The sequence below is a fragment of the Pseudomonas mandelii genome (assembly GCF_900106065.1).
GTDB lineage: Bacteria > Pseudomonadota > Gammaproteobacteria > Pseudomonadales > Pseudomonadaceae > Aquipseudomonas > Aquipseudomonas mandelii.
Window position 1 is genome coordinate 5,862,241 of the sequence record NZ_LT629796.1, and the last position, 23,879, is coordinate 5,886,119.

A 23,879-nucleotide genomic window follows, 5' to 3' on the forward strand; every position below is an offset into this window, starting at 1 on the left:
GGATGTTCGGCTGTATGAATAAGCTTTCAATGCTCACAGCCACCCTGGCGTTGCTGACGTGCAACGGTGCGATGGCCGCCATGGGGCCTTTCGATATCTACGAGCAAGCGTTGCGCAATGACCCGGTATTCCTTGGCGCCATGAAGGAACGCGATGCCGGCCTTGAAAACCGCATCATAGGCCGGGCCGGGTTGTTGCCCAGGCTCGGTTACACCTACAACAAGGGGCGCAACACCTCCAAGGTCACCCAAATCAATGAAGGTCGGCCGGACTTCACCGAGGACCGCAACTACGGCAGCTACGGCTCGAACCTGACCCTGCAACAGCCGTTGCTCGATTACGAAGCCTACGCGGGGTATCGCAAAGGCGTGGCGCAGTCGCTGTTTGCCGACGAAGCGTTCCGCGGCAAGAGCCAGGAATTGCTGGTTCGTGTGCTGGAAAACTACACCAATGCACTGTTCGCCCAGGATCAGATCGACATCGCGCTGGCGAAGAAGAAGGCCTTCGAACAACAATTCCAGCAGAACGAGCAGATGTTCCGCCAGGGCGAGGGCACGCGCACCGATATTCTTGAGGCCGAGTCTCGCTACGAACTGGCGACCGCCGAGGAAATCGAGGCACGCAACGAGCAGGACGCGTCCTTGCGCGAACTGGGCGCGCTGATTGGCGTGCCGGCCGTCGACATCACCGATCTGGCGCCGCTGGACCAGAACTTCCAGACCTTCAGCCTGCTGCCGGCCAACTACGACACCTGGCACGAGATGGCCGTGGCCAACAACCCGAACCTGGCCTCCCAGCGTCAGGCGGTGGAAGTCGCGCGGTATGAAGTCGAACGCAACCGCGCCGGACACCTGCCGAAAGTCAGTGCCTACGCTTCGGTGCGCCAGAACGAATCGGAAAGCGGCAATACCTACAACCAGCGTTACGACACCAACACCATCGGCATTGAAGTCAGCGTGCCGTTGTACGCCGGCGGCGGGGTGTCGGCGTCGACCCGTCAGGCCAGCCGCACCATGGAACAGGCCGAGTACGAACTCGATGGCAAGACCCGGGAAACCCTGATCGAGCTGCGTCGGCAATTTAGTGCCTGCCTGTCGGGGGTGAACAAGTTGCGCGCTTATCAGAAAGCCCTGAAATCGGCGGAAGCGCTGGTGGTTTCGACCAAGCAAAGCATCCTGGGCGGTGAGCGGGTGAACCTGGATGCGTTGAATGCCGAACAACAACTATTTACCACCCGCCGGGATTTGGCTCAGGCAAGGTACGACTACCTGATGGCCTGGACCAAGTTGCATTACTACGCCGGGACCTTGAATGAGCAGGATCTGGCCAAGGTGGACGAGGCATTCGGTCAAGGCCCGAGATCTCAATGATTTGAGCTGTTGCGTTGCAGCCCCTAGTGGGCAACCAGAATTCTAAAAACGCCAAAAAAGCGAGAAGTTGACATGGACGTACAGATCAAGCCGATGTCGGTCGGCACGTTATTGCTCTGGATTTCAGTAGCGCCAGGCTCGGCCCAGGCGCTTTATCAGGAAAACGGCACCCTGGGCGATGCGGCCAGTTGGCGCTCGGTGGAATTTCAGCGGGACTGGGGACTGGCCCGCATGCAGGCCGCCCAGGCCTACGCCGCCGGCATCACCGGCAAGGGTGTGAAAATCGGCGAACTCGATTCAGGCTTCGATGCAGCCCATCCCGAATTCGCCACCGACCGTTACCACGCGGTACTGGCCAGCGGCAGCTACGTCGACGGCTCACTGTTCAATGTCGACGGCACCCTCAACGCCAACAACGACTCCCACGGCACCCATGTCGCCGGCACCATTGGCGCCTCCCGCGATGGCACCGGCATGCACGGTGTGGCGTACAACGCGCAGGTCTACGTCGGCAATACCAACAAGAACGACAGTTTTCTGTTCGGCCCCAATCCGGATCCGCGCTACTTCAAAGCAGTCTATAACGCCTTGGCCGACGCCGGTGTGCGGGCGATCAATAACAGTTGGGGCAGCCAGCCACCGGACGTCAGCTATCGCACCCTCGACGATCTGCACGCCGCCTACGCCCAGCACTGGAACAAAGGCACCTGGCTCGATGCGGCGGCTGACGTTTCCCGTCGCGGTGTGATCAATGTGTTCAGCGCCGGCAACAGCGGTTACCCCAATGCCAGCGTGCGTTCGGCCTTGCCTTACTTCCAGCCGGACCTGGAAGGCCACTGGCTGGCGGTGTCGGGGTTGGATCAAAGTAACCAGCAAAAGTACAACCAGTGCGGAATCGCCAAGTATTGGTGCATCACCACCCCCGGTGCGAAGATCGACAGCACCATTCCCGACGCCGGTTATGCGATCAAGTCCGGCACGTCCATGTCCGCGCCGCATGCTACCGGCGCGCTGGCGCTGGTGATGGAACGCTATCCGTACATGACCAACCAGCAGGCGCTGGAAACCCTGTTGACCACCGCCACCCAACTAGACGGTTCCGTCACCCAGGCGCCCAATACCCGCGTCGGCTGGGGCGTGGCCAACCTCGAACGGGCGATGCGCGGGCCGGGGCAATTGCTCGGGCGCTTCGACGCCAATCTGGGGGCAGGGCAGAGCGATGTCTGGAGCAACGACATCTCGGACAACGCGCTGATCCAGCGGCAGAGTGAAGACGCGGCCGAACGCAGTGCCTGGCAACAGACGTTGAGGACCAAGGGCTGGGAGAATGGCGTACCGGCCGGTGCCAGTCAGCAGGATCAGACGGATTACACCGTCGGCATGGCCCGCGATCTTGCCGCCACCACTCGGGTCTACGAAGGAAGCCTGATCAAGTCAGGAGCCGGACGCTTGATGCTGACCGGTGACAATAGCTATCGCGGGCCAACCACGGTCAATGGCGGCCTGCTGTCGGTCAACGGTTCGTTGGCATCCAGTGTGACCGTCAATGACGGGGGCACGCTGGGCGGTTCAGGACGAGTCGGGGATCTGACGGCCAATCGCGGCGCTACCGTCGCGCCGGGCAATTCCATTGGCACCTTGCAGGTCGCCGGCGACGTCACGTTTGCACCCGGCTCGACTTACGCGGTGGAGCTGTCGCCGACCGACAGCGACCGGATCGTTGCGAGCGGCACGGCCACGGTCAGCGGTGCGATGGTCAGCCTGTCACTGGAAAACAGCCCGACCTTGCTCAGCACTCAACAAGTGCAAAGCCTGCTCGGTCAGCAATACAACATCCTGCAAGCGGCCGGCGGCATTCAAGGTCAGTTCGGTGCGGTGTTGCCCAACTATCTGTTCATCGGCGGCAGCCTCGATTACGCCACCACCGGTATTCAACTGAGCGTGGAGCGTAACGACACGACGTTCGCCAGCGTCGGCCAGACGCCGAACCAGCGCGCCGTCGCTTCCGCGGTGGAAGGGCTTGGGGCGGGGAATGCGGTGTACGAAAGCCTGTTGCTGTCGCCCACCGCGACGTCCGCACAGCAGGCGTTCCAGCAGTTGTCGGGGGAAATCTACCCGGCGTTGGGTTCGATGCTGATCAACGACAGTCGATACCTGCGCGATGCGATCGGTGAGCGACTGGTTGACGCCAAAGGCGCGCAAAGCAATGGCTGGATCAAGGCGCTTGAGGCCTGGGGCAAGACCGATGACCGCCATGACACCGCCGGTTACACCACCTCGATCGGCGGCTTGCTTGCCGGTGTCGATGGCGCGATCGACGAGCAAACCCGGATAGGCCTGGTCACGGGTTACAGCGACAGTTCGGTGAGCATGGGCTCGGGCACGCATTCATCGGCCAAGGTCGACAGCTATCACTTGGGTGCATACGCCGGCCGCGAAGTCGGTGCCTGGCGCCTGAGTGCCGGCGGTGCCTACAGCTGGCATCGTGCCGACGTGAAACGTGACCTGCAATACGGCGACGTCAGCGCGAAGCAGAAAGCCAAGTTCGACGCCGGCACCACTCAAGTGTTCGGTGAAGCGGCGTATCGCCTGAATCTGCAACCGCTCGCGCTCGAACCCTTCGCCAACCTGGCCTACGTGCACCTCGACACCGAGGGTTTCACCGAGAAAGGTGATGGCGCCGCACTGAAAAGCACCGGCGACACGCGGGATGCGGTGCTCAGCACCTTGGGCGTGCGCGCATTGAAAACGGTGAACCTGTCCGGCCAGCAGCAACTAGACCTGAGCGGCAGTCTCGGCTGGCAGCACAACCTGAGTAATACCGATGCTGAAGAACATCTGGCATTTGCCAGCGGCAGCACGGCGTTCTCGGTGGAAGGGGCGCCAATGGTGCGTGACGCGGCACTGGTAGGCGCGCATGCCAGCCTGGCCCTGAGCCGGGACATTCGCGTGAACCTCGATTACACCGGCCAACTGGCCAGCCGCGAGAAGAGCCATGGCGTAGGGCTGAGCCTCAATTGGCAGTTTTAAAAACACGAACAAAAAACGTGGCAAACATTAAATGTGGCGAGGGAGCTTGCTCCCGCTGGGTGGCGAAGCCGCCCCGAAACTGGCAGCGGTGATTTGGCAGACAAAACGCATCAGCCGGGCTCGCGACTGCTGCGCAGCCGAACGGGACGATGCGGCGTTCCGACAAGCCCCCTCGCCACAGGGATTTTGGCAAGACAACTAAGGATGGTCACTGTATGAAAGTTAAGAACAACAACTTATTCGCCTTGAAAGCACTCAACCGAGCCCTGCTTTGTGCACTGGCTTCAGTAGGCACCGCACAAGCGGTGCCCTACGTGGAAAGCGGCAAAGCAGGCGATCCCAACAGTTGGCGTAGCGCTGAGTTCAACGCTGACTGGGGCCTGGGCGGCATCAATGCCCAGGATGCCTACGCCGCCGGTTACAGCGGCAAAGGCGTGAAACTGGGGATCTTCGATCAACCGGTTTACGCCCAGCATCCGGAGTTTTCCGGTGCCAACAAGGTCGTCACTCTGGTCACCCGCGGCATCCGCGAATACACCGACCCGTACATCCCGGTCAAAGCCGGCGATGCGTTTGTGTATGACGGTTCGCCCTCGGTCGGCTACGACGGCAAGCTCGGCTCCCACGGCACTCACGTCGGCGGGATCGCGGCGGGCAGCCGTGACGGCAATCCAATGCACGGCGTGGCGTACAACGCGCAAATCATCAGTGCCGACAACGGCGACCCGGGCCCCGAAGACGGGATCATCCTCGGCAACGACGGCGCGGTGTACAAGGCCGGTTGGGATGCATTGATCGCCAGCGGGGCGCGGATCATCAACAACAGCTGGGGCATCGGCATCACCGATCGCTTCGACCTGGGCGGCCGCGACCCGGCGTATCCGCACTTCACCGTGCAGGACGCGCAACTGCAATTCAATCAGATCCAACCCATCCTCGGCACGCGCCAGGGCGGTGCCTATGACGGTGCCATCGCGGCCGCTCGCAGCGGCATCGTGACGATCTTCGCCGCCGGCAACGACTACAACCTCAACAACCCGGATGCCATTGCAGGCCTCGGTTATTTCGTCCCCGAAATCGCACCGAACTGGATGACCGTCGCGGCCTTGCAGAAGAACCCGGACCTCAACAGCCCGGACCTCTACAACATCAGCACCTTCTCGTCGCGTTGCGGCTACACCGCGAGTTTCTGCGTGTCGGCACCGGGCAGCAAGATCTTCAGCGCAGTCATCGGCGGCACCAATGCCGATAACATGACCATCGGCTACGCCAACAAAAACGGCACCTCCATGGCGGCGCCGCACGTCGCGGGCGCGGTGGCGGTGCTGATGGAACGCTTCCCGTACATGACTGGCGCCCAGGTTGCCAGCGTGCTGCGCACCACGGCCACCGACATGGGCGCACCGGGTGTCGACGCGCTGTATGGCTGGGGCATGATCAACCTGCGCAAAGGCATCGATGGCCCGGCGATGTTGGTCACCGAGCAAGACATACCCGAGGAGTTCCGCATCCAGGGCGCCTACGGCTCCAGCCAGTTTGTCGCGGACTTGCCCGGCATCGGCGCGATTATCGATGCGGGCAAACCGACCGAGCGCGTCTGTAATGACGTGCAGTGTGGCCGGGACGTCTGGCGCAACGACATTTCCGGCCACGGCGGCCTGACCAAGCAGGGCATCGGCACGCTGGTGCTGACCGGCGCTAACACTTACGCCGGCCCGACGCTGGTCAATCAGGGGCGATTGGCGATCAACGGCTCGCTGCTCTCGGCGGTCACCGTCAACGACAGCGGGATCCTCGGCGGTAACGGCCGCATCGGCGCATTGACCGCGAAAAGCGGCGGCACCGTGGCCCCCGGCAATTCCATCGGCACCTTGCAGGTCTCGGGTGACGTGACGTTCGAGCCGGGCTCGACCTACGCCGTGGAATTGTCGCCGACCAGCAGCGACCAGATCATCGCGGGCGGTAAAGCAGTGATCGAAGGCGCGACTGTCAGCCTGTCCCTGGAAAACAGCCCGACCTTGCTGACCACCAGCGACGTGCAATCGCTGCTTGGCAATCAATACAACATCCTGCAAGCAGCTGGCGGCATCGAAGGGCGGTTTGGCGCAGTCCTGCCGAACTACCTGTTCATCGGCGGCGCGCTCGACTACTCGGCAACTGGCATCCAACTGGCGGTAGAGCGCAACGCCGCGTCCTTCGCCAGCGTCGGCCAGACCCCGAACCAACGTGCCGTCGCTGCCGCTGCCGAGCAACTGGGCGCGGGCAATCCGCTCTATGAAACCCTGTTGCTGTCGCCAACCGCTGCCGTCGCGCAACAAGCCTTCCAGCAACTGTCCGGTGAGATTCATCCGGCGATCGGCACGTTGCTGATCAACGACAGCCGTTACCTGCGCGATGCCGTCGGCGAACGCCTGCGTGAGCGTGATCTGTTCGATGCCGCGGCACCCACCGATGACCGCAGCAATGCCTGGGTCAAAGTCCTCGGCGCCTGGGGCAAGAGCGACGGCGGGCATGACAACGCCAGTTCCACCAGCTCCATCGGCGGCTTGCTGGCCGGTGTCGACGGTCTGATCACTGAAGATACGCGGCTCGGTTTCGTCACCGGGTATAGCGACAGCTCGTTGAGCATGGGCGATGGCACGCATTCGTCGGCCTCGGTCGACAGCTACCACTTGGGCGCCTACCTGGGCCATGAAATCGATGCACTGCGCTTGAGTGTCGGCGGCGCTTATAGCTGGCATCGCATCGATGTGAAACGTGACCTGCAATTCGGTGATGTCAGCGGCAAACAGAAATCCAAACGCGATGCGACCACCGCCCAGCTGTTTACCGAAGCCGCGTATCGCCTGGACCTGCAACCGCTGTCCCTGGAACCGTTTGCCAACCTGGCTTACGTGCACCTCAACCGCGACAGCTTCACCGAGAAAGGCGATGCCGCCGCGCTCAAGGGGGGCGAAGACAACCGCGACGCCGTGCTCTCGACCCTCGGTGTGCGGGCGAGCAAAGCCATTGCCCTGTCGGACAAACAGCAACTGGAACTGTCCGGCACCCTGGGCTGGCAGCACAACCTGAGCAACACCCGTTCCGAAGACCACCTGGCCTTCGCCAACGGCAATACCGGGTTCAGCGTGCAGAGCGTGTCCCTGGATCGTAACGCCGCCGTCATTGGTGCGCGCGCCGGTCTGGCGGTGGCCAAGGATGTGCGTGTAAGCCTGGATTACAACGGACTGCTGGGCTCCAACGAGAAAGACCACGGTGTAGGTCTGACACTCGACTGGCAGTTCTGATTTAACGCAAAGGAAGCAAACAACATGGGACTGTTTGATTACAAAAATGCTGACGGCAAGGCGCTGTACAGCGACGCCATCGCCCTGACGCTGTATGCGTACACGCCAACCGGTCAGCCACTGCCGGCCACCGCGTGGGCGCCGATTGGCGCCAAGCAGCTGGGTTATCAAGGCAAGGTCGGTGCTCAGGGCACTTTCTATGGTGAGAAGGACGGCTTCACCAGCGCCGAAGCCGAAGTGCTCGGCAAGTACGACACGGCGGGCAAGCTGATCGGTATCGGCATTGCCTTCCGGGGCACCGGAGGCCTGGGGTACAGCGACACCTTCGGCGACATGAAGAACAACCTGCTGGCCGCCGTCGGCCCGGTGGATTACGCGACGAATTACGCGAAAAACGCCTTTGACAACTTGCTCAAGGACGTTGCCGCGTTTTCCATCGCCCATGGCCTGAGCGCCAGGGATGTCATGGTCAGCGGCCATAGCCTCGGCGGGTTGGGGGTCAACAGCCTCGCCGAATTGAGCGGCAACAACTGGGGCGGCTTCTACAAGGACGCCAATTACATCGCGTTCGCCTCACCGACCCAGAGCGCTACAGGCAACAACGTGTTGAACATCGGCTACGAGAACGACCCGGTGTTCCGGGTGCTCGACGGCACCACGTTCAGCAGTGGGTCCTTGGGCAAGCACGACGGTCATCAGGATTCGGCGACCAACAACATCGTCAACTTCAACGACCAGTACGCGTCCACCGCGCAGAACCTGGTGCCGTTCAGCATCCTCAATCCGCTGAACTGGTCAGCCCATGGCTCGTTGGGCTATGCCGACGGTTTGAACCGGGTGATCGACTCGCGGTTCTACGACCTCACCGACAAGGACTCAACGCTGATCGTCTCGAACCTGGCGGAGTCGTCCCGGGGCACCACCTGGGTCGAGGACCTCGGACGCAGCGGCGAACCCCACACCGGCAGCACCTTCATCATTGGCACCGACAGCGACGATTTGCTCAAGGGCGGTGCCGGCAATGACTTCATCGAAGGTCGCGACGGTAACGACCGCTTGCGCGACGACGGCGGCTACAACCTTCTGCTGGGCGGCAAGGGCAGCAACACCTTCGAATTGCAGAAGCCGTTGCAGAACTTCAGTTTTGCCAACGACGGCGACGGCACCCTGTACGTGCGCGATGCCTATGGTGGCATCAGCATGACCCGCGACATCGGCTCGCTGGTGAGCAAGGAGTCGGGTTCATGGTGGGGCAGCAAGGAGGTGACTTACAGCGTCACCGCCAATGGCTTGCTCAACGGCAGTGAATTGACCCACTACAACCACTCGCTCAACGGTGACGCCTACGGCAACACACTGGCGGCCAGCGTCGACGGCGATTGGTTGTTCGGTCATGCCGGCGACGACCTGCTGCGCAGCGACAAAAGCCAGGTGACCTTCGTCGGTGGCGCGGGCAACGACCTGATGCAGGCCTCGGGAGGCCACAACACTTTCCTGTTCAGCGGCGCCTTCGGTTTCGACGCGATCAATGGCTACCAGGGCAACGACAAGCTGGTGTTCCTCGGCGTTCAGGGCGCGGGGCAGGGTTATGACTACAAGCAACACGCTTCGCAGTCGGGCCATGACACGGTGCTGAAAGTGGGCGATTTTGCCGTCACCCTGGTGGGAGTAGGACTGGACAGCCTGTCGGCGTCAGGCATCACGTTTGCGTAAAGGCTGCATGCACTAAATGCTCTGGGGCGCCTCGTGAATGAGGCGTCCTGGTTGTGAGCTATCTCTGACAATTCCAACAAAAGAGAGGCAATACCAATGGGTGTGTATGACTACAAAAACTTCGGCACAGCCGATTCCAAAGCGTTATTCACCGACGCGATGGCGATCACGCTGTATTCCTATCACAACCTCGACAATGGCTTTGCCACCGGCTACCAGCACAATGGCTTCGGCCTGGGCTTGCCGGCGACTTTGGTTACCGCGCTGCTGGGCGGCACCGATTCTCAAGGCGTGATCCCCGGCATTCCCTGGAACCCCGATTCGGAAAAAGCCGCCCTGGAGGCCGTGCAAAAAGCCGGCTGGACGCCCATCACGGCCTCGCAACTGGGTTATGACGGCAAGGTCGACGCTCGCGGAACGTTCTTCGGCGAGAAGGCCGGGTACACCAGCGCGCAGGTCGAAATCCTCGGCAAGTACGATGCTCAAGGCCATCTCAGCGAAATCGGCATCGCCTTTCGCGGCACCAGCGGCCCGCGGGAAATCTTGATCGGCGATTCCATCGGCGACGTGATCAACGATCTGCTGGCGGCGCTAGGTCCCAAGGATTATGCGAAAAACTATGTGGGCGAAGCCTTCGGCAATCTGCTCGGCGACGTCATGGCATTTGCCCAGGCCAATGGCCTGTCGGGCAAAAACGTGCTGGTCAGCGGCCACAGCCTCGGCGGGCTGGCGGTCAACAGCCTGGCGGACTTGAGCGCGGAGAAGTGGTCCGGGTTCTACCAGGATTCCAACTACATCGCCTACGCGTCCCCGACCCAGAGCAGCACCGACAAAGTGCTCAATGTCGGCTATGAGAACGACCCGGTGTTTCGGGCCCTGGACGGTTCATCCTTCAACCTGTCGTCGGTGGGTGTGCACGATGCCGCCAAGGCCTCGGCGACCGATAACATCGTCAGCTTCAACGATCACTACGCCTCGACCGCATGGAATGTGCTGCCGTTCTCCATCCTCAACATCCCGACCTGGATCTCGCACTTGCCGACCGCCTATGGCGACGGCATGAACCGGGTGATCGAATCGAAGTTCTACGACCTCACCAGCAAGGACTCGACGATCGTCGTCGCCAATCTCTCGGACCCGGCACGCGCCAATACCTGGGTTCAGGACCTCAATCGCAACGCCGAAACCCACAAGGGCAGTACCTTCATCATCGGCAGCGACGGCAACGACCTGATTCAGGGTGGCAAGGGCAACGACTACCTGGAGGGTCGTGACGGTAACGACACCTTCCGTGACGGTGGCGGCTACAACATCGTATTGGGTGGCAAGGGCAGCAACGTGCTGGACTTGCAGCAGTCGGTGAAAAATTTCAACTTTGCCAACGATGGCGCCGGCACCCTCTATGTTCGTGACGCCAATGGCGGTATCAGCATCACCCGAGACATCGGCAGTATTGTCACCAAGGAACCGGGGTTCTTGTGGGGGCTGTTCAAGGATGATGTGACACACAGCGTGACGGCCAATGGACTTGCCGTCGGCAACAACCTGACGTCATACGCGTCATCGGTGAAGGGCGGCACGGGGGCCGATACGCTCAAGGCGCATACGACGGGCGATTGGTTGTTCGGTCTGGACGGCAACGATCATTTGATCGGCGGCCAGGGCAACGATGTGTTTGTGGGCGGGGCGGGGAATGACCTGATGGAATCGGGGGGCGGGCTTGATACGTTCCTGTTCAGCGGTGCGTTTGGTCAGGACCGGGTGGTGGGGTATCAGGCAAACGACAAGCTGGTATTCCTCGGGGTTCAGGGGGTCGCGCCGAATGATGACTATCGGGCTCATGCCACGACGGTGGGGCAGGATACGGTGCTGACGTTTGGCGGGGATTCGGTGACGTTGGTGGGAGTTGGGCTGGACAGTTTGTCTGGCGCCGGGATCGTAATCGCCTGAGGGTGATGTGGCGCCGGTAAGGGCCTCTTCGCGGTCAAGCCTCGCTCCTGCAGGGTTGTGCGATTCCTTGTAGGAGCGAGGCTTGCCCGCGAAGAACAATAACGCGGTAAACCTGCCTGAGCACGTGACCCGACAGTCACCTGCGGACTCCAATACCTTGCAACAACAGGATTGAGTACTGGATCAGGAGATTACGCAACGTGAGTAACAGCAAGAAGCACCTCATCGGTCTGGCGCTGGCCCTGTTATCAGGAAGTGCCGCCGCGGAGTTGCCTCATAGCTCGATTTTGAGCCGCTATGGCATGACGCCAGATCAACTGCCGACACCGGCACCGTCGGAACCCGCCGACCCGCTGGTAGAAAAAAGCCGTTTCCAGCTCCAGCCGGAAGAGCCTTTTGTGACGTTTCGCTCGGGGGAAAAGCAGCCGGAGATGACAGGCAACATCAGCATCGACCACGCGATGCAGCAGGATTACGAGCGCTGCCAGAAGATTCATGAAGAACTGAGGAGGCGGGGAGGGAAGTTCATCTCCTGCGATAACAGTACGCCGTGGATGCCGTAGATTCTCGGTCTCTTCGCGGGCCAGCCTCACATCGCACAACCCTGTAGGAGCGAGGCTGCCCGCGAAGAACGATAACGCGGTTCTCAGTCTTCCTCGCGGACCGTGGCCACATCTTTGGCATTGACCTTCACCTTCGCGCCGGAAATATCCTCAAACTCGTAAAACCCGTCCTTGGTTTTGGTTTTCGGCATATCCTCGGTCAAATACTGGGTGCCGTTCTGCAGCGTCACCACCGTTGGCGTGGAGCAACCGGCCAGTGCCAGGAAGGCTGCCGCTGCCAAAGGCAAACCCAGAGTCTTGATATTCATACCCACCTCTCAAATGCGTGAAAAAAGCCGCTATGCCGGTTGGTGCCGTGGAACGGCAGAAAGTTCGATGGCCCCCTGAAAATAGCCAAATAGCGCCGCCGCTTATCCTTTTCCGTTTGCACCCAACGCGCTGTAACTGGTATCTGTACGCATAACCAGTACTCGCTCGCCATGGCCCTTTTTTCCTGTGACTGAAAATCCTCTCGACGACCCGTTCTATTACTTGAACAACTTCATGCAAGTGCTTGATTGGCTTGAGCATCGTTATGCCGACGTGCTGAGCGTCGAGGAGCAAGCCTTCATCCGCGATTTTCGTCGGCAACCCCGCGAGTCCCGGGCGCTGCTGGTCAGGATGGTGATGCGCAAGGGCCTGCATTTCAGGGCCGGCAAATTGAGTTACGTCGAGATTGGCGACATTGCCAGTGCTGCCGAGCCATTGCTGGCGGCAGGCTGGATCTCTGCGCAATCGCCGCTACAGATCGAGGAACTGTTCGACGTTCTGCTCAAGGCCGAGATTCTTCACTGCTTCGGTGCCGCCATCGATCAACCCAAAGGCAAGAAGACCGAATGGCTGGCGACCCTGAGCGAGCAGTTCTGCGAGTCGCAGAGCTTCGCGCAATGGTGCCCGCAACTGAACGACCAGCTGTTCACGCTGACCATCATGGACCTGTGCGACCGCTTGCGGCTGATGTTCTTCGGCAACCTTTATCAGGACTGGTCAGAGTTCGTGCTGGCCGATCTCGGCATCTTTACCTATGAGAAAGTCGAATTCTGCGCCGAGTCCCGGGGCTTGCGCAGCCGTGAAGACGTGGACGCCTGCCTGTTTCTGCACCACTGCCAGCAACGTTTCGAGGCCGGTGAAGAGGTGGCGGACATTGTCGAGCAAATCAACGAGGTGCAACTCGACAACCCTTGGCTGCAAAGACGCCGGGGCAAGTTGCTGTTCCAGATTGGTCAGCATTGTGAACGCATGACGGATTTCTCCACGGCGCTGTCGATTTATCGCGATTGCGCCTACCCCGGCGCTCGGGTGCGTCTTATCCGTGTGCTCGAACGCTGTGGTGAATATCAGTTGGCCCTGCATCTGGCCACGCACGCGGAGCAATCGCCGGAAAGCGCCACCGAGCATCAGCATGTGCTGCGTGTGGTGCCCAGGTTGCGGCGCAAACTGGGCGGCCCGGCAATGAAGCGGCCATCTCCCCGGGAGATGCTGCGCCTGGACCTGCACTTGCCCAGGACCGATCCGGCGCTGTCGGTCGAATTTCATGTTCAGGCGCACCTGGCGGAGGATTCGGCGCCGGTGCATTACGTCGAGAACAGTCTGATCAACTCGCTGTTCGGCCTGTTGTGCTGGCCGGCGATCTTTGCGCCGTTGCCGGGGGCGTTTTTCCACCCGTTCCAGCGCGGGCCGGTGGACCTGCTCAACGAAGACTTCCATGCACGTCGGGCGGATGTGTTTCAGGCCTGTCTCGCCGAACTCGATGACGGGCGTTATAGCCAGACCATCCGTGAGCGTTACGTCGCCAAGTGGGGCGTGCAGTCACCCTTTGTATTCTGGGGCGCGCTGAGCGAAGAACTGCTGGATCAGGCGCTTGACTGCCTGCCCGCCGAACACCTCAAGCACTGGTTCAATCGCCTGTTGCTGGACATCAAGGCCAACCGGGCCGGGATGCCCGACCTGATCCAGTTCTGGCCGCAGCACAAGACCTACCGCATGATCGAAGTCAAAGGCCCCGGCGATCGCCTGCAAGACAACCAATTGCGCTGGCTGGAGTTCTGTCACGAACACCAGATGCCAATCGCCGTCTGCTACGTGCAATGGGCGGAGCAGAGCGCTTGAGTTACAGCATTGCGGTGCGGGCGCTGTGTGAATTCACCGCCAAGGTCGGCGACCTCGACCTGCGTTTCACGCCGTCGCCAACCGCGCTGGAAGGCATCGTCGGGCACCGCACTGTCGCCTCGCGCCGAAGCGAGGGCTATCAAAGCGAAGTCGCCCTCGAAGGCCTGTATAGAACCCTGAAGGTCAAGGGCAGGGCGGACGGCTACGACCCGGCGCAAAACTGCCTGGAAGAAGTCAAAACCTATCGCGGCGACCTGAGCAAGCAACCGGCCAACCACCGGCAGTTGCACTGGGCGCAAGCGAAGGTCTACGGATGGCTGATGTGCCAGAAGCTGGAACTGGCGCAGATCAATCTGGCGCTGGTGTACTTCGACATTGTCAGCGAAAAGGAAACCTGCCTGGTCGAAGCCTTCAGCGCCGGAGAGCTGCAGTCGTTCTTCGAGCATCATTGCGGGCTGTTCCTGCTGTGGGCCGAGCAGGAGATGGCCCATCGCGAAGCACGCAATCACGCGGCGCAGAAATTGGCGTTTCCCCATGCCGACTTTCGTCCGGGGCAACGGCACCTGGCGGAATCGGTGTTCAAGGCGGTCAGCACCGGTCGTTGCCTGATGGCTCAGGCGCCAACCGGCATCGGCAAGACCGTGGGCACGCTGTTTCCGATGCTCAAGGCCCTGGCGCCGCAGCAGTTGGACAAAGTGTTCTTTCTGACGGCGAAAACGCCGGGGCGCAAACTGGCGCTGGATGCCGCGCAAGTCATCCTGGAGAGTGCCGATGCGCCGCCGCTGCGGGTGCTGGAGATGATCGCCCGGGACAAGGCCTGCGAGCACCCGGACAAAGCCTGTCACGGTGAATCCTGCCCGTTGGCCCAGGGCTTTTACGACCGTTTGCCGGCCGCCCGCCAGGCCGCCCGCCAGGCCGCCAGCGAACTCAGCCTGCTGAATCAGGACGCCTTGCGCCGAGTGGCATTGGCGCATGAGGTCTGTCCGTATTACCTGAGCCAGGAAATGGCCCGCTGGGCCGATGTGGTGGTCGCCGACTACAACTACTATTTCGATTTCAGTGCGTTGCTGTTCGGCTTGTCTCAGGCCAATAACTGGAAAGTCGCGGTGTTGGTGGATGAGGCGCACAACCTGGTGGAACGCGGCCGGCAGATGTACAGCGCCACGCTCGATCAGTCGACCCTCAGCGGGGTACGAAAAACCGCACCGGACGCCCTGAAAAAACCGTTGCAGCGGGTCAATCGTGAGTGGAATGCCCTGCATAATCTGCAATTGGCGCCGTATCAGGCCTACGACAAGGCACCGGAAAAACTTCTCCAGGCGCTGTCGTCATGCAGCGCGAGCATCGGCGATTATCTCAACGATCATCCCCAAGGCCTGGACAGCGCCCTACAGAGTTTTTACTTCGACATGCTGCAGTTTTGCCGGGTGGCCGAACTCTTCGATGAACAGTTCCTGTTCGACATCAGCAAGCGCGACCTCGAACGCAAACAAAACCTGTCGCAACTGTGCCTGCGCAACGTGGTGCCAGCCGGTTTCATCCGCCCACGCCTGACGGCTGCGCGCAGCACCGTGCTGTTTTCGGCGACGCTGAGCCCTCGGCATTATTACGCGGACCTGCTGGGTACGCCGCCGGATACAGTGTGGATTGATGTCGAATCGCCGTTCCATGCAGACCAGTTGAAAGTGCACATCGTCAGTCAGATATCGACCCGATTCGTCCATCGCCAGGCGTCCCTCGAACCGATTGTCGAACTCATCGCCCGCCAATTCAGCCAACGCCCCGGCAACTACCTGGCATTTTTCAGCAGCTTCGATTATTTGCAGCAAGTGGCGCAGTTACTGGCCGAACGACATCCGCAAATCAGTTTGTGGTCGCAGTCCAGGGGCATGGCGGAAGGGCAGCGTCAGGCCTTTCTCGACCAGTTCACCGTGCACAGCCAGGGCGTCGGATTTGCAGTGCTCGGCGGAGCGTTCGGTGAAGGCATCGACCTGCCGGGCGCGCGCCTGATCGGTGCATTCATTGCCACCCTGGGGCTGGCGCAACTCCATCCGGTCAACGAACAGATGAAGCATCGAATGGCGGCGATTTTCGGCGCCGGTTATGACTACACCTACTTGTATCCCGGCGTACAGAAAGTCGTGCAGGCGGCAGGAAGGGTGATCCGCACTCAGCAGGATCAAGGGGTGGTGATGTTGATCGATGACCGGTTCGGCGACAGCAAGGTCAAGCACTTGCTGCCGCGTTGGTGGTCGGTCGAACAGGCGCATTTGGCTTCTGGTGCGTAGGATTATTTACCTTTTAAAACAGGTACATATCTTGAAAGACACACGTATTTGAACAAGCGGTGAAACAGCGCTTTATTCAAAGGGCAGCCAATCAATTTCAGCCGGCTCTTTGATAAGGAAATCAAGGCATGTCCTCCGCACCTAACTACACCTACACCACTGAACAAGTCAGCGCCGCGTTCAATGCCATCAAAACCACGCTGTTCCGCGGTATCACGGCCGAGGAAACGCCGAAAATCCTGGTGGTTGCCGGGCTTCAAGGCTCGGGTAAAACCTTCCTGCTGGAAAACACACTCCTGCCGACCAGGCGCTACGACAAGTATGTCCGTCTCTACCTGCCCGAATACCGGCAGAAACATCCTCAATACGCAGAGATGATCAAGCTCGGCGTGCTGCATGCCTATGAACATACCGAAGCTTTCGTACGAGAGCTTTGCGCCAAAATCTTCACCGAAGCCTTCACACTCAAATACAACATCATCATGGAGTGTGCGTTCGACAGCATCGATTTCGCGGCATTTCCACCACTCGCGACGGCGGCCGGCTATCAGTTCGAAACGCATATCGTTGGCTGCACGCTGGAGTTCGCTCACGTTTCGTGCATCAAAAGAGCCTTTAAAAGCCTGGAAAACCGCGAACTGGAAAGGTTTGTCACGCGATCGACACTGGAGAGCTCCATGAGGAATGAGCAAGCGGTGATCCTGGCCTTCGAAACCGCCTCGAAGGCGGTCGATCGTTCACAAATCACGGTGTATGAACGCGGGTTCGGGGCGCTGAAGGAACGCGTCTCGCGTGCTCATATCACCTACACCACAACCGCTTGCGTGACGCCCTCTGCGACGCCAACGGCATACAGCGCCTATGAAAGCATCATCAATAATCATGTCCACACCCTGAGTGAGCGTGACGAGATAGTTAAAGAATGCCACCTGGCGTTACTCAACACCCAGACTTACGCCCAGGTTGTTCCTGACTTCGTTTACAACGACCTGTACGCCTACATCGTCAAATACGTGAACCGGTAAGCAGGCGAACCCACTCGGCGGCAAAGCGATGACAGTCTCCCGGCCAGCGCGCGGTCAACAACAGGCCATCACGGACAACGAACCCGCGTTGTGGCTGGTCCGCCGAATCACGCACCGCGAGGACGGGCCCGCGCAGGAAATCCGTCGGGCTGGACAGGGCGGCCGTGACTTCCGCTTCGACGGTTTGGGTATAGGTCCGGTAGTAGCGTCCGAGCCAGGCGGCGGTGATTGCCCAGGCAGGCAGCTCCATGGTGTTGGCGACCAGGGCGGTAACCTTGCGCCCCTGCAACACCGAACGTCCGGTATCGGGGTCGAGGGTTCGGGCAAGCAACAGTACGCCGTGGCAGACCGCTGCCACGGGTTTGTCTGTCTTGAAAAAGTGCAGGGCGATCCGTCGCGCCTGCTCGGACTCCAGCAGGCTGCGCATGCCCTTGGCATGCCCGCCGGGAATCAGCAGTCCTTGGAACTCGCCGGGGTCCACATCGTCATAGTTCAGCGGTCGGCGGAAGGAGGGGTCTTCGATCATCCTGGCGTAGCTGGCCAGGTCGGCCTTGCGCGTCATCAGCAGCGGGTTCAACAGGCCGAAGCCGATGTCCACCAGGCGTGAATCGGCGTAGGCGGGCAATCCCTGGGGGGATGCAAAGCGCACCTCGATGCCGGCCTGACGCATGGCCTGCCATGGAACGCTGCTCTCTGTGGGATCGTAGTCAGACGTGGGTAACAGAATCAGGATCATCGGGGCGCCTTGGAACCGCCAGGAATGGCGTTTGGCATCGAGAATAGGCGGAGTGAACGCTATGCTCCAGTGCACAACCGTTTTCTGGCTTACCAAACCCACGGTTTGACGCATACTTCGCAAAACAACAGTCACGGGTGTGATCGATGAGTGATAACCAGTCCAAAACCAACGCCATCGAGGAAATGCGCTTTCGCCTGTTGATTGATGCCGTGGTGGACTATGCGATCTACATGATTGACCCCGATGGCATCATCACCAGCTGGAACGCTGGCGCCAAACGTTTCAAGGGGTATGAGGAGAAGGAGATCCTCGGACAGCATTTTTCGCGCTTTTATACCGAAGAAGACCGCAGTGCCGGTCTGCCCCAGCGCGCGCTGGATACGGCGATTCGCGAAGGGCGGTTCGAGGGTGAAGGCTGGCGGGTTCGCAAGGACGGAACACACTTCTGGTGCCATGTGGTGATCGATCCGATTCGCGACCCGGCAGGCAATCTATTGGGGTTTGCCAAGATCACCCGGGACCTCACCGACCGCAAAATGGCCGAAGAGACGCTCAAGCAAAGCGAGCAGCAGTTTCGTTTGCTGGTTCAAAGCGTGACTGACTACGCCATCTATATGCTCGCCCCGGATGGACGATTGACCAACTGGAATCAAGGGGCCCAGCGCATCAAGGGCTACCGACCCGAAGAAGTCATCGGTCAGCATTTTTCACTCTTCTATACGCCCGAAGACCGTGAAGCCGGGGAACCCCAACGTGCGTTGGAGACGGCTATGCGGGAAGGGCGCTTTGAAAACAGGGCCTGGCGCGTGCGCAAGGACGGCACGCGGTTCTTTGCCCATGTGGTGGTCGATCCGATCTGGGGCGATACGGGCACGTTGCTGGGCTTTGCCAAAATTACCCGGGACATCACCGAGGCCACACAAGCACAGAAGGTTCTGGAACAAACCCGTGAAGCGCTGTTCCAGGCGCAGAAGATGCAGGCCATCGGCCAACTCAGTGGCGGGATCGCCCACGATTTCAATAATCTGCTGACCGTTATCCTTGGCAACCTGGAAATCGTCCGTAAACGCGTGGGAGACAATCCGAAAGTCACTCGATTGGTCGACAACGCCACCCAAGGTGCCCTGCGTGGGGTGTCCCTGACTCAACGCATGCTGGCGTTCGCCAGACGTCAGGAACTCAAGTCCGAATCCGTCGAAATACCCGCGCTGGTGGAAGGAATCAGCGGATTGTTGCGCAGCTCCCTCGGGCCATCCGTACAGCTCGAAACCCGTTTTTCCCCCGACCTCGTTCCGGTCATGGCCGATGTCAATCAGCTCGAACTGGCCGTGCTGAACCTCGCCACCAATGCTCGGGACGCGATGCCCAACGGCGGAAAAATCGTCATCAGTACCCGGACGGAAGACGTCTGCGACCAATCGACACTATTGCCGGAGCCCGGACGCTATGTTTGCCTGAGTGTTGCCGATAACGGGGAGGGCATGGATGAGGTCACCCTGGCGTCGGCCATGGACCCGTTTTTCACCACCAAAGGGGTGGGCAAAGGCACGGGGCTGGGGTTGTCGATGATTCATGGCTTCATAGAACAACTGGGCGGGCGATTCATTCTCAAGAGTCAGAAGGACATCGGCACTGTCGCCGAACTGTGGATACCCGCCGCGACCACAGCTGCGCTCAATCATCCCGCCGTATCGGAAGTGGCCGCTCCGCCAGTGGCTCAGTTGTGCGTCATGGTCGTGGACGATGACAGCCTGGTGCTGACCAGCACCGGCCTGTTGCTTGAGGACCTCGGCCATCGGGTGATCAGTGCGGTGTCCGGTGCCCAAGCGCTTGAGCTGTTCGAACGCGAGCAGCATGTTGACCTGGTCATTACCGACATGGCTATGCCACAAATGAACGGTGAGCAGTTGGCCAATGCCATCCGGGCGTTGAAGCCGGACGTACCGATCATTCTTGCCACGGGTTATGCCGAACGCCTTGAAGGCTTCGCGACCACACTCCCTCGCTTGTCCAAACCGTATACCCAACTCAATCTGGTCGAGGTGATTGCGCTGGCCATGAAGTAACGGGCGTCGTGCTCAGGCTTTCACGTTCTTCTTGAAACCGCGCAAGTTCATGGCACACAGGCAAAACTGCAACACGATCAATGCGTAGGCGTGGGTGTGGTAGCCCCAAATCACCCACAAGAGATTGCTGACGATGAAGCAACTGAAACCCCACACCCTGCGCGATGGGTTTTGCGAGCCGATCAACCACGCCGCCAGTACCGTGACCAGCATCGCTGGCCATTGCACCCAATCGAGAGTGTCCATCCGCAATCCTTGAAGTCAGCCTGTGTATTTTGAAGGACCACGGCAGCGAAATAGCGTTCGAGCGAGGCGCATTAAATTCGGCTGAACTTTGCCGGGATAGTTTTCGTCATAACGCTTTCCCAGTCCTTGTGTAATTTCCGTGCCCAGAATACTGACCGAACCTACCGCCGAAGAAGCCTTGTCCGAACACAACGCCAAAATGTTCGGCTCGCCCAAGGAGCGGCTGGATTTCTACCGTCGGGAAATCCAGTACGAAACCAGCATCCTCGCCAATCGAACCGACGCTTACCTGGCCGCGCAGTCGTTCCTGGTGATTGCCTTTGCTTCCTGCATGGCCAACCTCAATCCCGAATGGGGAAAACTCTTCACCCTGGTGGTGCCGCCGTTCCTCGCGCTGCTGGGTTTACTGAGCTCGCTGAACGCCTGGCCGGGCATTCGTGCGGCCTACGACATCATCGACCACTGGCACTTCAAGCAAAGTGAGCTGTTGCGCAGCGAGCCATTGATGGGGCTGGCGTACGATGAATCCCCGCTGTTCAGTGAGATGGAATCGTCCCACAAGGGCTACCGCAAATCGCTGCTGTTTTCCGTGCGGACGCCGTGGATTTTCGCGACGTTCTGGGTGTTGCTGGGCACTTATGCGGTTTACATCCAGGTCACCAATCCCGGTGGCTGAATCGCAGACTAAAAAGCCCGGCATTTGCCGGGCTCTCTGACATCGACTACCAAATCAAGCCGCCAGATTGGACGCGCTCATTTCTTTCTTGTACTGAGCCTTGAGCGTTTCCATTTGCGCGCCCAATTCTTCCAGGGTGGCCTTGCCCAGCAGTTTTTTCGCCTGAGGGAACATTTCGGTTTCCTCTTCTTCGATGTGGTGTTCCAGCAGCTCCTTGACCACTTTCACCCGACCCGCGAATTCTGGGGTGGAAGGGTCGGTGACTTTCAGGTCCGGCAACACCAGGGAATCCACGGTGCGGTGTTCTTCCTTGGCTTCGTAGTACATAACGTCCTGTTCCTTGCCACCGGCTTTTTTGTACGCCGGGTACAAGACTTCTTCTTCGAGCCGGGTATGGATGGTGATCTCCATTTCGAGCTTGGCCAGCAACTCGGTGCGTTTTTTGACACCCCGTTCGGTGGACTCGCTTAACTGAGTCAGGATGCCTTTTACGCGTTCATGGTCGGCTTTCAACAGGTCGATGGCGTTCATGGTCGAATCTCTCAATTAGTCACGGAATAGGCGCAAACGGTCTCATGGCCGTAGGTCGCTTTTACACTGGGAGCATTTGTCGTGCCGATTTCACCGCCATGAGTAAAGCTATATAAAACAATTGGTTAAAAGATCTGATGGCGAATTGAGGTCGTGCAGGCTGCATGAGTCTGGAAATTGACTCATGCAGTTCGCGGCGCGAAGTTTTCCGTCGAGAAATGTGAATTGTCGGTGTTACCGTCGATCAGATTCGCCGCATCCTGACACCGGGTTCAAGGGATGTTCCGCTGACGGAGCGTGGAAACTGATGCGATAGCCGAAGGCGAATTCGCCAGCGGCTATATGGAGTGCGTCAGGGCTGATGCCCCGGGGGTTTTCAGGATCAAACCCGGTCTTCAAGCTGCTGGCGCAACCGGTGGGCGTTATTCACGGACATCGGGATCGGTGGGAAGTCCGCGTTGAGCAAACGCAGGTGCTCAATCGCTTCCTGAAACTTCAAATCAGCCTTCCTGCGCATCGCCCTGTAATGCTCGAACCGTTCCAGGTCCATGTCGCCGTCCTCAAGCATCTCGAAAGCGCTTCGGCTCAACGCCTGGGCGTCTTCGAACATCTGGCGATTGCATTCCAGGGCAAACGCCCGGCAGGCTTTGATTTGATCGGGAGTTGAATAGTGAACCATGACCGGCACCTTACTTTTTTCGAGGTCCCTTTTAATAGGCATCGTTGCCACAGTGGAACCGAACCTGTCGGGTTCCGCCGTATAAAAGAAAACAGGCGGAATTAAGGTTGTGACTGTCGAGTTGCACAGGGATTTCAAATTCTTTGAGGCGAAAATTCGTTTGATTCAACCTGTAAACACGCAGGTAAAAATCAAATAATTTGTTTCTTGCGCCGTTCATAGCGGGCGAGGGTGGGTTGCGTGCTGATGCCGTGGATCAAAATGCTCAACGCGACCACGGACAACGTCAGGTCCATGCACAGCGTCGACACCGACTGACCCAGCCCGTGATTCAAGGCGTAGAACAAGTAATACAGGCTGCCGATGCCACGGATGCCAAACCAGCCGATCAACATTCGCTGGCGCCAATCGAGCAATCGGCCCCACGGCATCACGGCGACACTCAAAGGGCGAACCAGAAAAAACAACACCCCGCCGACCAGCAGGGCGCGCCAGTCCCAGTGAGCGATCAGCACGACGCCGAGCAGTGTCACCAGAAACACTTCCATGGCCCGCTCCACGAGGCTGCCAAAGGCGAGCATGTCACCCATCATGATGCCCGCGGCGACCTGGGTGTCTTCAAGGTTGTCGGTATCGCCATGCACCGCGTGTTGTGGTTCGACGTTCTGGTGACCGACCACCGGCTGGACCAGATGCTCGGCAGGGAGTTCGTCGTTGCCCGTGGAGCTGACTTCTTCCTGGCGTAACCCCAGGCCGGCGGCGAACACCGACAGAAACCCATAGGCGTGGATAGACTCGGCCCCGACATACGCCAGGGCAATCAAAGCAAGGGCCAGGTAATCGTTCGGAGACAGCGTGCTGTCATCGTTCTTGATCCGCAGCGCCAAGGTCAGGCGCCCGATGCCGCGTCCCATCCAGTACCCCGTCAGAAAACCGGCCGGAACCGCCCAGATCAGACTGCGCAGCACCCAGTCGCCCAACCAGCCGGGGTTACCCTCGTGTTGCAGCAGGAGCAGGCCAAGGATCACGAACGGAAACGCGATCCCGTCATTGAGCCCGGCCTCACCGGAGAGGCCGAAGCGCACGCTGTCGTCATCCCGCGCGTCGTTGACCTGGACCAGCGCGGCGAGCACCGGATCGGTGGGGGCCAGGATCGAGCCGATCAGCACAGACGCGCCCCATGACAATTGCAATGCGTAATGCAGCAACATGCAGACGCCGACAATGGTCAGCAGCATCACCGGGCCGGCCAGGCCGACCGCAATCCGCCAATTTTTATGCTTGAGGGGCGAGCGCAATTTCAGGCCGCAGACAAACAGCGAAAAGAGCACCGCGACTTCCGTCAGGTGCTCCATCCAGATCGAAGCGTCAGCGGTGTCCAGTTTCAACAGCCCGAACCCGGCCGGGCCGATGGCGGCGCCCAGCACCAGGCACACCGCCGACGTGGTCACTGGCATCCATCGCAGGTAGGACGAGGTCAGCGCCAGCGTCAGGAGTACAGCACCCAACACGGCCACCCATAAAATGAAACTCATGCTCGGTTCTCGTTGGGGGTGGACCGCGTTTGT

17 protein-coding genes are annotated in these 23,879 nt (G+C 59.8%); 11 read left to right on the plus strand and 6 right to left on the minus strand.

What is annotated here, in order from left to right:
- Nucleotides 1-2 precede the first annotated feature (2 nt).
- From BLU63_RS27245 to BLU63_RS27270, 6 genes are all read left to right on the plus strand, one after another.
- On the plus strand, nucleotides 3-1,370 hold the full coding sequence (locus BLU63_RS27245) for a TolC family outer membrane protein (RefSeq protein ID WP_042932057.1): 1,368 nt from the start codon (nucleotides 3-5) through the stop codon (nucleotides 1,368-1,370).
- Between the two features lie 72 nt (nucleotides 1,371-1,442).
- Nucleotides 1,443-4,400 carry an autotransporter serine peptidase EprS gene (gene eprS / locus BLU63_RS27250; protein ID WP_083376728.1) on the plus strand — a complete coding sequence of 986 codons (2,958 nt, stop codon included), beginning with the start codon at nucleotides 1,443-1,445 and terminating at the stop codon, nucleotides 4,398-4,400.
- A gap of 215 nt (nucleotides 4,401-4,615) precedes the next feature.
- Nucleotides 4,616-7,687 (plus strand): autotransporter serine protease, encoded by a 3,072-nt coding sequence (locus BLU63_RS27255; RefSeq protein ID WP_083376729.1) that lies wholly within the window; start codon nucleotides 4,616-4,618, stop codon nucleotides 7,685-7,687.
- A 24-nt stretch (nucleotides 7,688-7,711) separates the two neighbouring features.
- Nucleotides 7,712-9,400: a polyurethane esterase gene (locus tag BLU63_RS27260; protein ID WP_010460388.1), complete on the plus strand. Its 1,689-nt coding sequence runs from the start codon at nucleotides 7,712-7,714 to the stop codon at nucleotides 9,398-9,400.
- Nucleotides 9,401-9,496: 96 nt separating this feature from the next.
- Nucleotides 9,497-11,350: a polyurethane esterase gene (locus BLU63_RS27265; protein WP_083376730.1), complete on the plus strand. Its 1,854-nt coding sequence runs from the start codon at nucleotides 9,497-9,499 to the stop codon at nucleotides 11,348-11,350.
- Between the two features lie 200 nt (nucleotides 11,351-11,550).
- The gene (locus BLU63_RS27270) at nucleotides 11,551-11,913 is read left to right on the plus strand and encodes a hypothetical protein (RefSeq protein ID WP_010460382.1); all 363 of its coding nucleotides are present in this window, start codon (nucleotides 11,551-11,553) and stop codon (nucleotides 11,911-11,913) included.
- 83 nt (nucleotides 11,914-11,996) lie between these two features.
- On the opposite strand, the gene BLU63_RS27275 is transcribed toward BLU63_RS27270, so the two are convergent.
- Nucleotides 11,997-12,221, minus strand: coding sequence for a YgdI/YgdR family lipoprotein (locus tag BLU63_RS27275; protein ID WP_010460381.1), 225 nt, complete (start codon nucleotides 12,219-12,221; stop codon nucleotides 11,997-11,999).
- 187 nt (nucleotides 12,222-12,408) lie between these two features.
- Here BLU63_RS27275 and BLU63_RS27280 point away from each other — a divergent pair, with 187 nt between their 5' ends.
- The 3 genes from BLU63_RS27280 to BLU63_RS27290 all read left to right on the plus strand — a co-directional run bounded on the left by BLU63_RS27280 (nucleotide 12,409) and on the right by BLU63_RS27290 (nucleotide 17,374).
- Nucleotides 12,409-14,061 carry a VRR-NUC domain-containing protein gene (locus BLU63_RS27280; RefSeq protein ID WP_083376731.1) on the plus strand — a complete coding sequence of 551 codons (1,653 nt, stop codon included), beginning with the start codon at nucleotides 12,409-12,411 and terminating at the stop codon, nucleotides 14,059-14,061.
- The gene (locus BLU63_RS27285; protein WP_083377305.1) at nucleotides 14,058-16,349 is read left to right on the plus strand and encodes an ATP-dependent DNA helicase; all 2,292 of its coding nucleotides are present in this window, start codon (nucleotides 14,058-14,060) and stop codon (nucleotides 16,347-16,349) included. Before BLU63_RS27280 ends, BLU63_RS27285 begins: the two co-directional genes overlap by 4 nt.
- Nucleotides 16,350-16,477: 128 nt before the next feature.
- A complete protein-coding gene (locus BLU63_RS27290; protein WP_083376732.1) occupies nucleotides 16,478-17,374 on the plus strand; it encodes a zeta toxin family protein in 897 nt (298 codons plus the stop codon).
- Here BLU63_RS27290 and BLU63_RS27295 read toward each other — a convergent pair.
- Nucleotides 17,355-18,110, minus strand: a complete 756-nt coding sequence (locus BLU63_RS27295) for a DJ-1/PfpI family protein (RefSeq protein ID WP_042932060.1) — start codon at nucleotides 18,108-18,110, stop codon at nucleotides 17,355-17,357. The two genes, BLU63_RS27290 and BLU63_RS27295, sit on opposite strands and share 20 nt — an antisense overlap.
- Before the next feature lie 146 nt (nucleotides 18,111-18,256).
- On the opposite strand from BLU63_RS27295, the gene BLU63_RS27300 reads away from it, so the two are divergent.
- Nucleotides 18,257-20,179: a hybrid sensor histidine kinase/response regulator gene (locus BLU63_RS27300; RefSeq protein ID WP_010460371.1), complete on the plus strand. Its 1,923-nt coding sequence runs from the start codon at nucleotides 18,257-18,259 to the stop codon at nucleotides 20,177-20,179.
- A gap of 12 nt (nucleotides 20,180-20,191) precedes the next feature.
- On the opposite strand, the gene BLU63_RS27305 is transcribed toward BLU63_RS27300, so the two are convergent.
- Nucleotides 20,192-20,425: a hypothetical protein gene (locus tag BLU63_RS27305; protein WP_083376733.1), complete on the minus strand. Its 234-nt coding sequence runs from the start codon at nucleotides 20,423-20,425 to the stop codon at nucleotides 20,192-20,194.
- A gap of 139 nt (nucleotides 20,426-20,564) precedes the next feature.
- Between BLU63_RS27305 and BLU63_RS27310 the strand changes: the two genes are divergently transcribed.
- Nucleotides 20,565-21,101, plus strand: a complete 537-nt coding sequence (locus BLU63_RS27310) for a hypothetical protein (RefSeq protein WP_010460367.1) — start codon at nucleotides 20,565-20,567, stop codon at nucleotides 21,099-21,101.
- Between the two features lie 54 nt (nucleotides 21,102-21,155).
- Here the strand turns inward: BLU63_RS27310 and BLU63_RS27315 are convergent, their stop codons facing one another.
- From BLU63_RS27315 to BLU63_RS27325, 3 genes are all read right to left on the minus strand, one after another.
- A complete protein-coding gene (locus BLU63_RS27315) occupies nucleotides 21,156-21,632 on the minus strand; it encodes a hemerythrin domain-containing protein (protein ID WP_010460365.1) in 477 nt (158 codons plus the stop codon).
- A gap of 382 nt (nucleotides 21,633-22,014) precedes the next feature.
- On the minus strand, nucleotides 22,015-22,311 hold the full coding sequence (locus BLU63_RS27320) for a hypothetical protein (protein WP_010460363.1): 297 nt from the start codon (nucleotides 22,309-22,311) through the stop codon (nucleotides 22,015-22,017).
- Nucleotides 22,312-22,502: 191 nt separating this feature from the next.
- Entirely contained in the window at nucleotides 22,503-23,846 is a 1,344-nt protein-coding gene (locus tag BLU63_RS27325) for a cation:proton antiporter (RefSeq protein ID WP_083376734.1), read from the minus strand.
- Nucleotides 23,847-23,879: the final 33 nt, after the last annotated feature.

What these genes read in the sequence shown, in the direction of transcription:
- BLU63_RS27245 (WP_042932057.1), top strand. Translation starts at nt 3, where the DNA reads ATGTTCGGCTGTATGAATAAGCTTTCAATGCTCACAGCCACCCTGGCG.
- eprS (WP_083376728.1), top strand. Translation starts at nt 1,443, where the DNA reads ATGGACGTACAGATCAAGCCGATGTCGGTCGGCACGTTATTGCTCTGG.
- BLU63_RS27255 (WP_083376729.1), top strand. Translation starts at nt 4,616, where the DNA reads ATGAAAGTTAAGAACAACAACTTATTCGCCTTGAAAGCACTCAACCGA.
- BLU63_RS27260 (WP_010460388.1), top strand. Translation starts at nt 7,712, where the DNA reads ATGGGACTGTTTGATTACAAAAATGCTGACGGCAAGGCGCTGTACAGC.
- BLU63_RS27265 (WP_083376730.1), top strand. Translation starts at nt 9,497, where the DNA reads ATGGGTGTGTATGACTACAAAAACTTCGGCACAGCCGATTCCAAAGCG.
- BLU63_RS27275 (WP_010460381.1), bottom strand. Translation starts at nt 12,221, where the DNA reads ATGAATATCAAGACTCTGGGTTTGCCTTTGGCAGCGGCAGCCTTCCTG.
- BLU63_RS27290 (WP_083376732.1), top strand. Translation starts at nt 16,478, where the DNA reads ATGTCCTCCGCACCTAACTACACCTACACCACTGAACAAGTCAGCGCC.
- BLU63_RS27295 (WP_042932060.1), bottom strand. Translation starts at nt 18,110, where the DNA reads ATGATCCTGATTCTGTTACCCACGTCTGACTACGATCCCACAGAGAGC.
- BLU63_RS27300 (WP_010460371.1), top strand. Translation starts at nt 18,257, where the DNA reads ATGAGTGATAACCAGTCCAAAACCAACGCCATCGAGGAAATGCGCTTT.
- BLU63_RS27305 (WP_083376733.1), bottom strand. Translation starts at nt 20,425, where the DNA reads ATGGACACTCTCGATTGGGTGCAATGGCCAGCGATGCTGGTCACGGTA.
- BLU63_RS27315 (WP_010460365.1), bottom strand. Translation starts at nt 21,632, where the DNA reads ATGAACGCCATCGACCTGTTGAAAGCCGACCATGAACGCGTAAAAGGC.
- BLU63_RS27320 (WP_010460363.1), bottom strand. Translation starts at nt 22,311, where the DNA reads ATGGTTCACTATTCAACTCCCGATCAAATCAAAGCCTGCCGGGCGTTT.
- BLU63_RS27325 (WP_083376734.1), bottom strand. Translation starts at nt 23,846, where the DNA reads ATGAGTTTCATTTTATGGGTGGCCGTGTTGGGTGCTGTACTCCTGACG.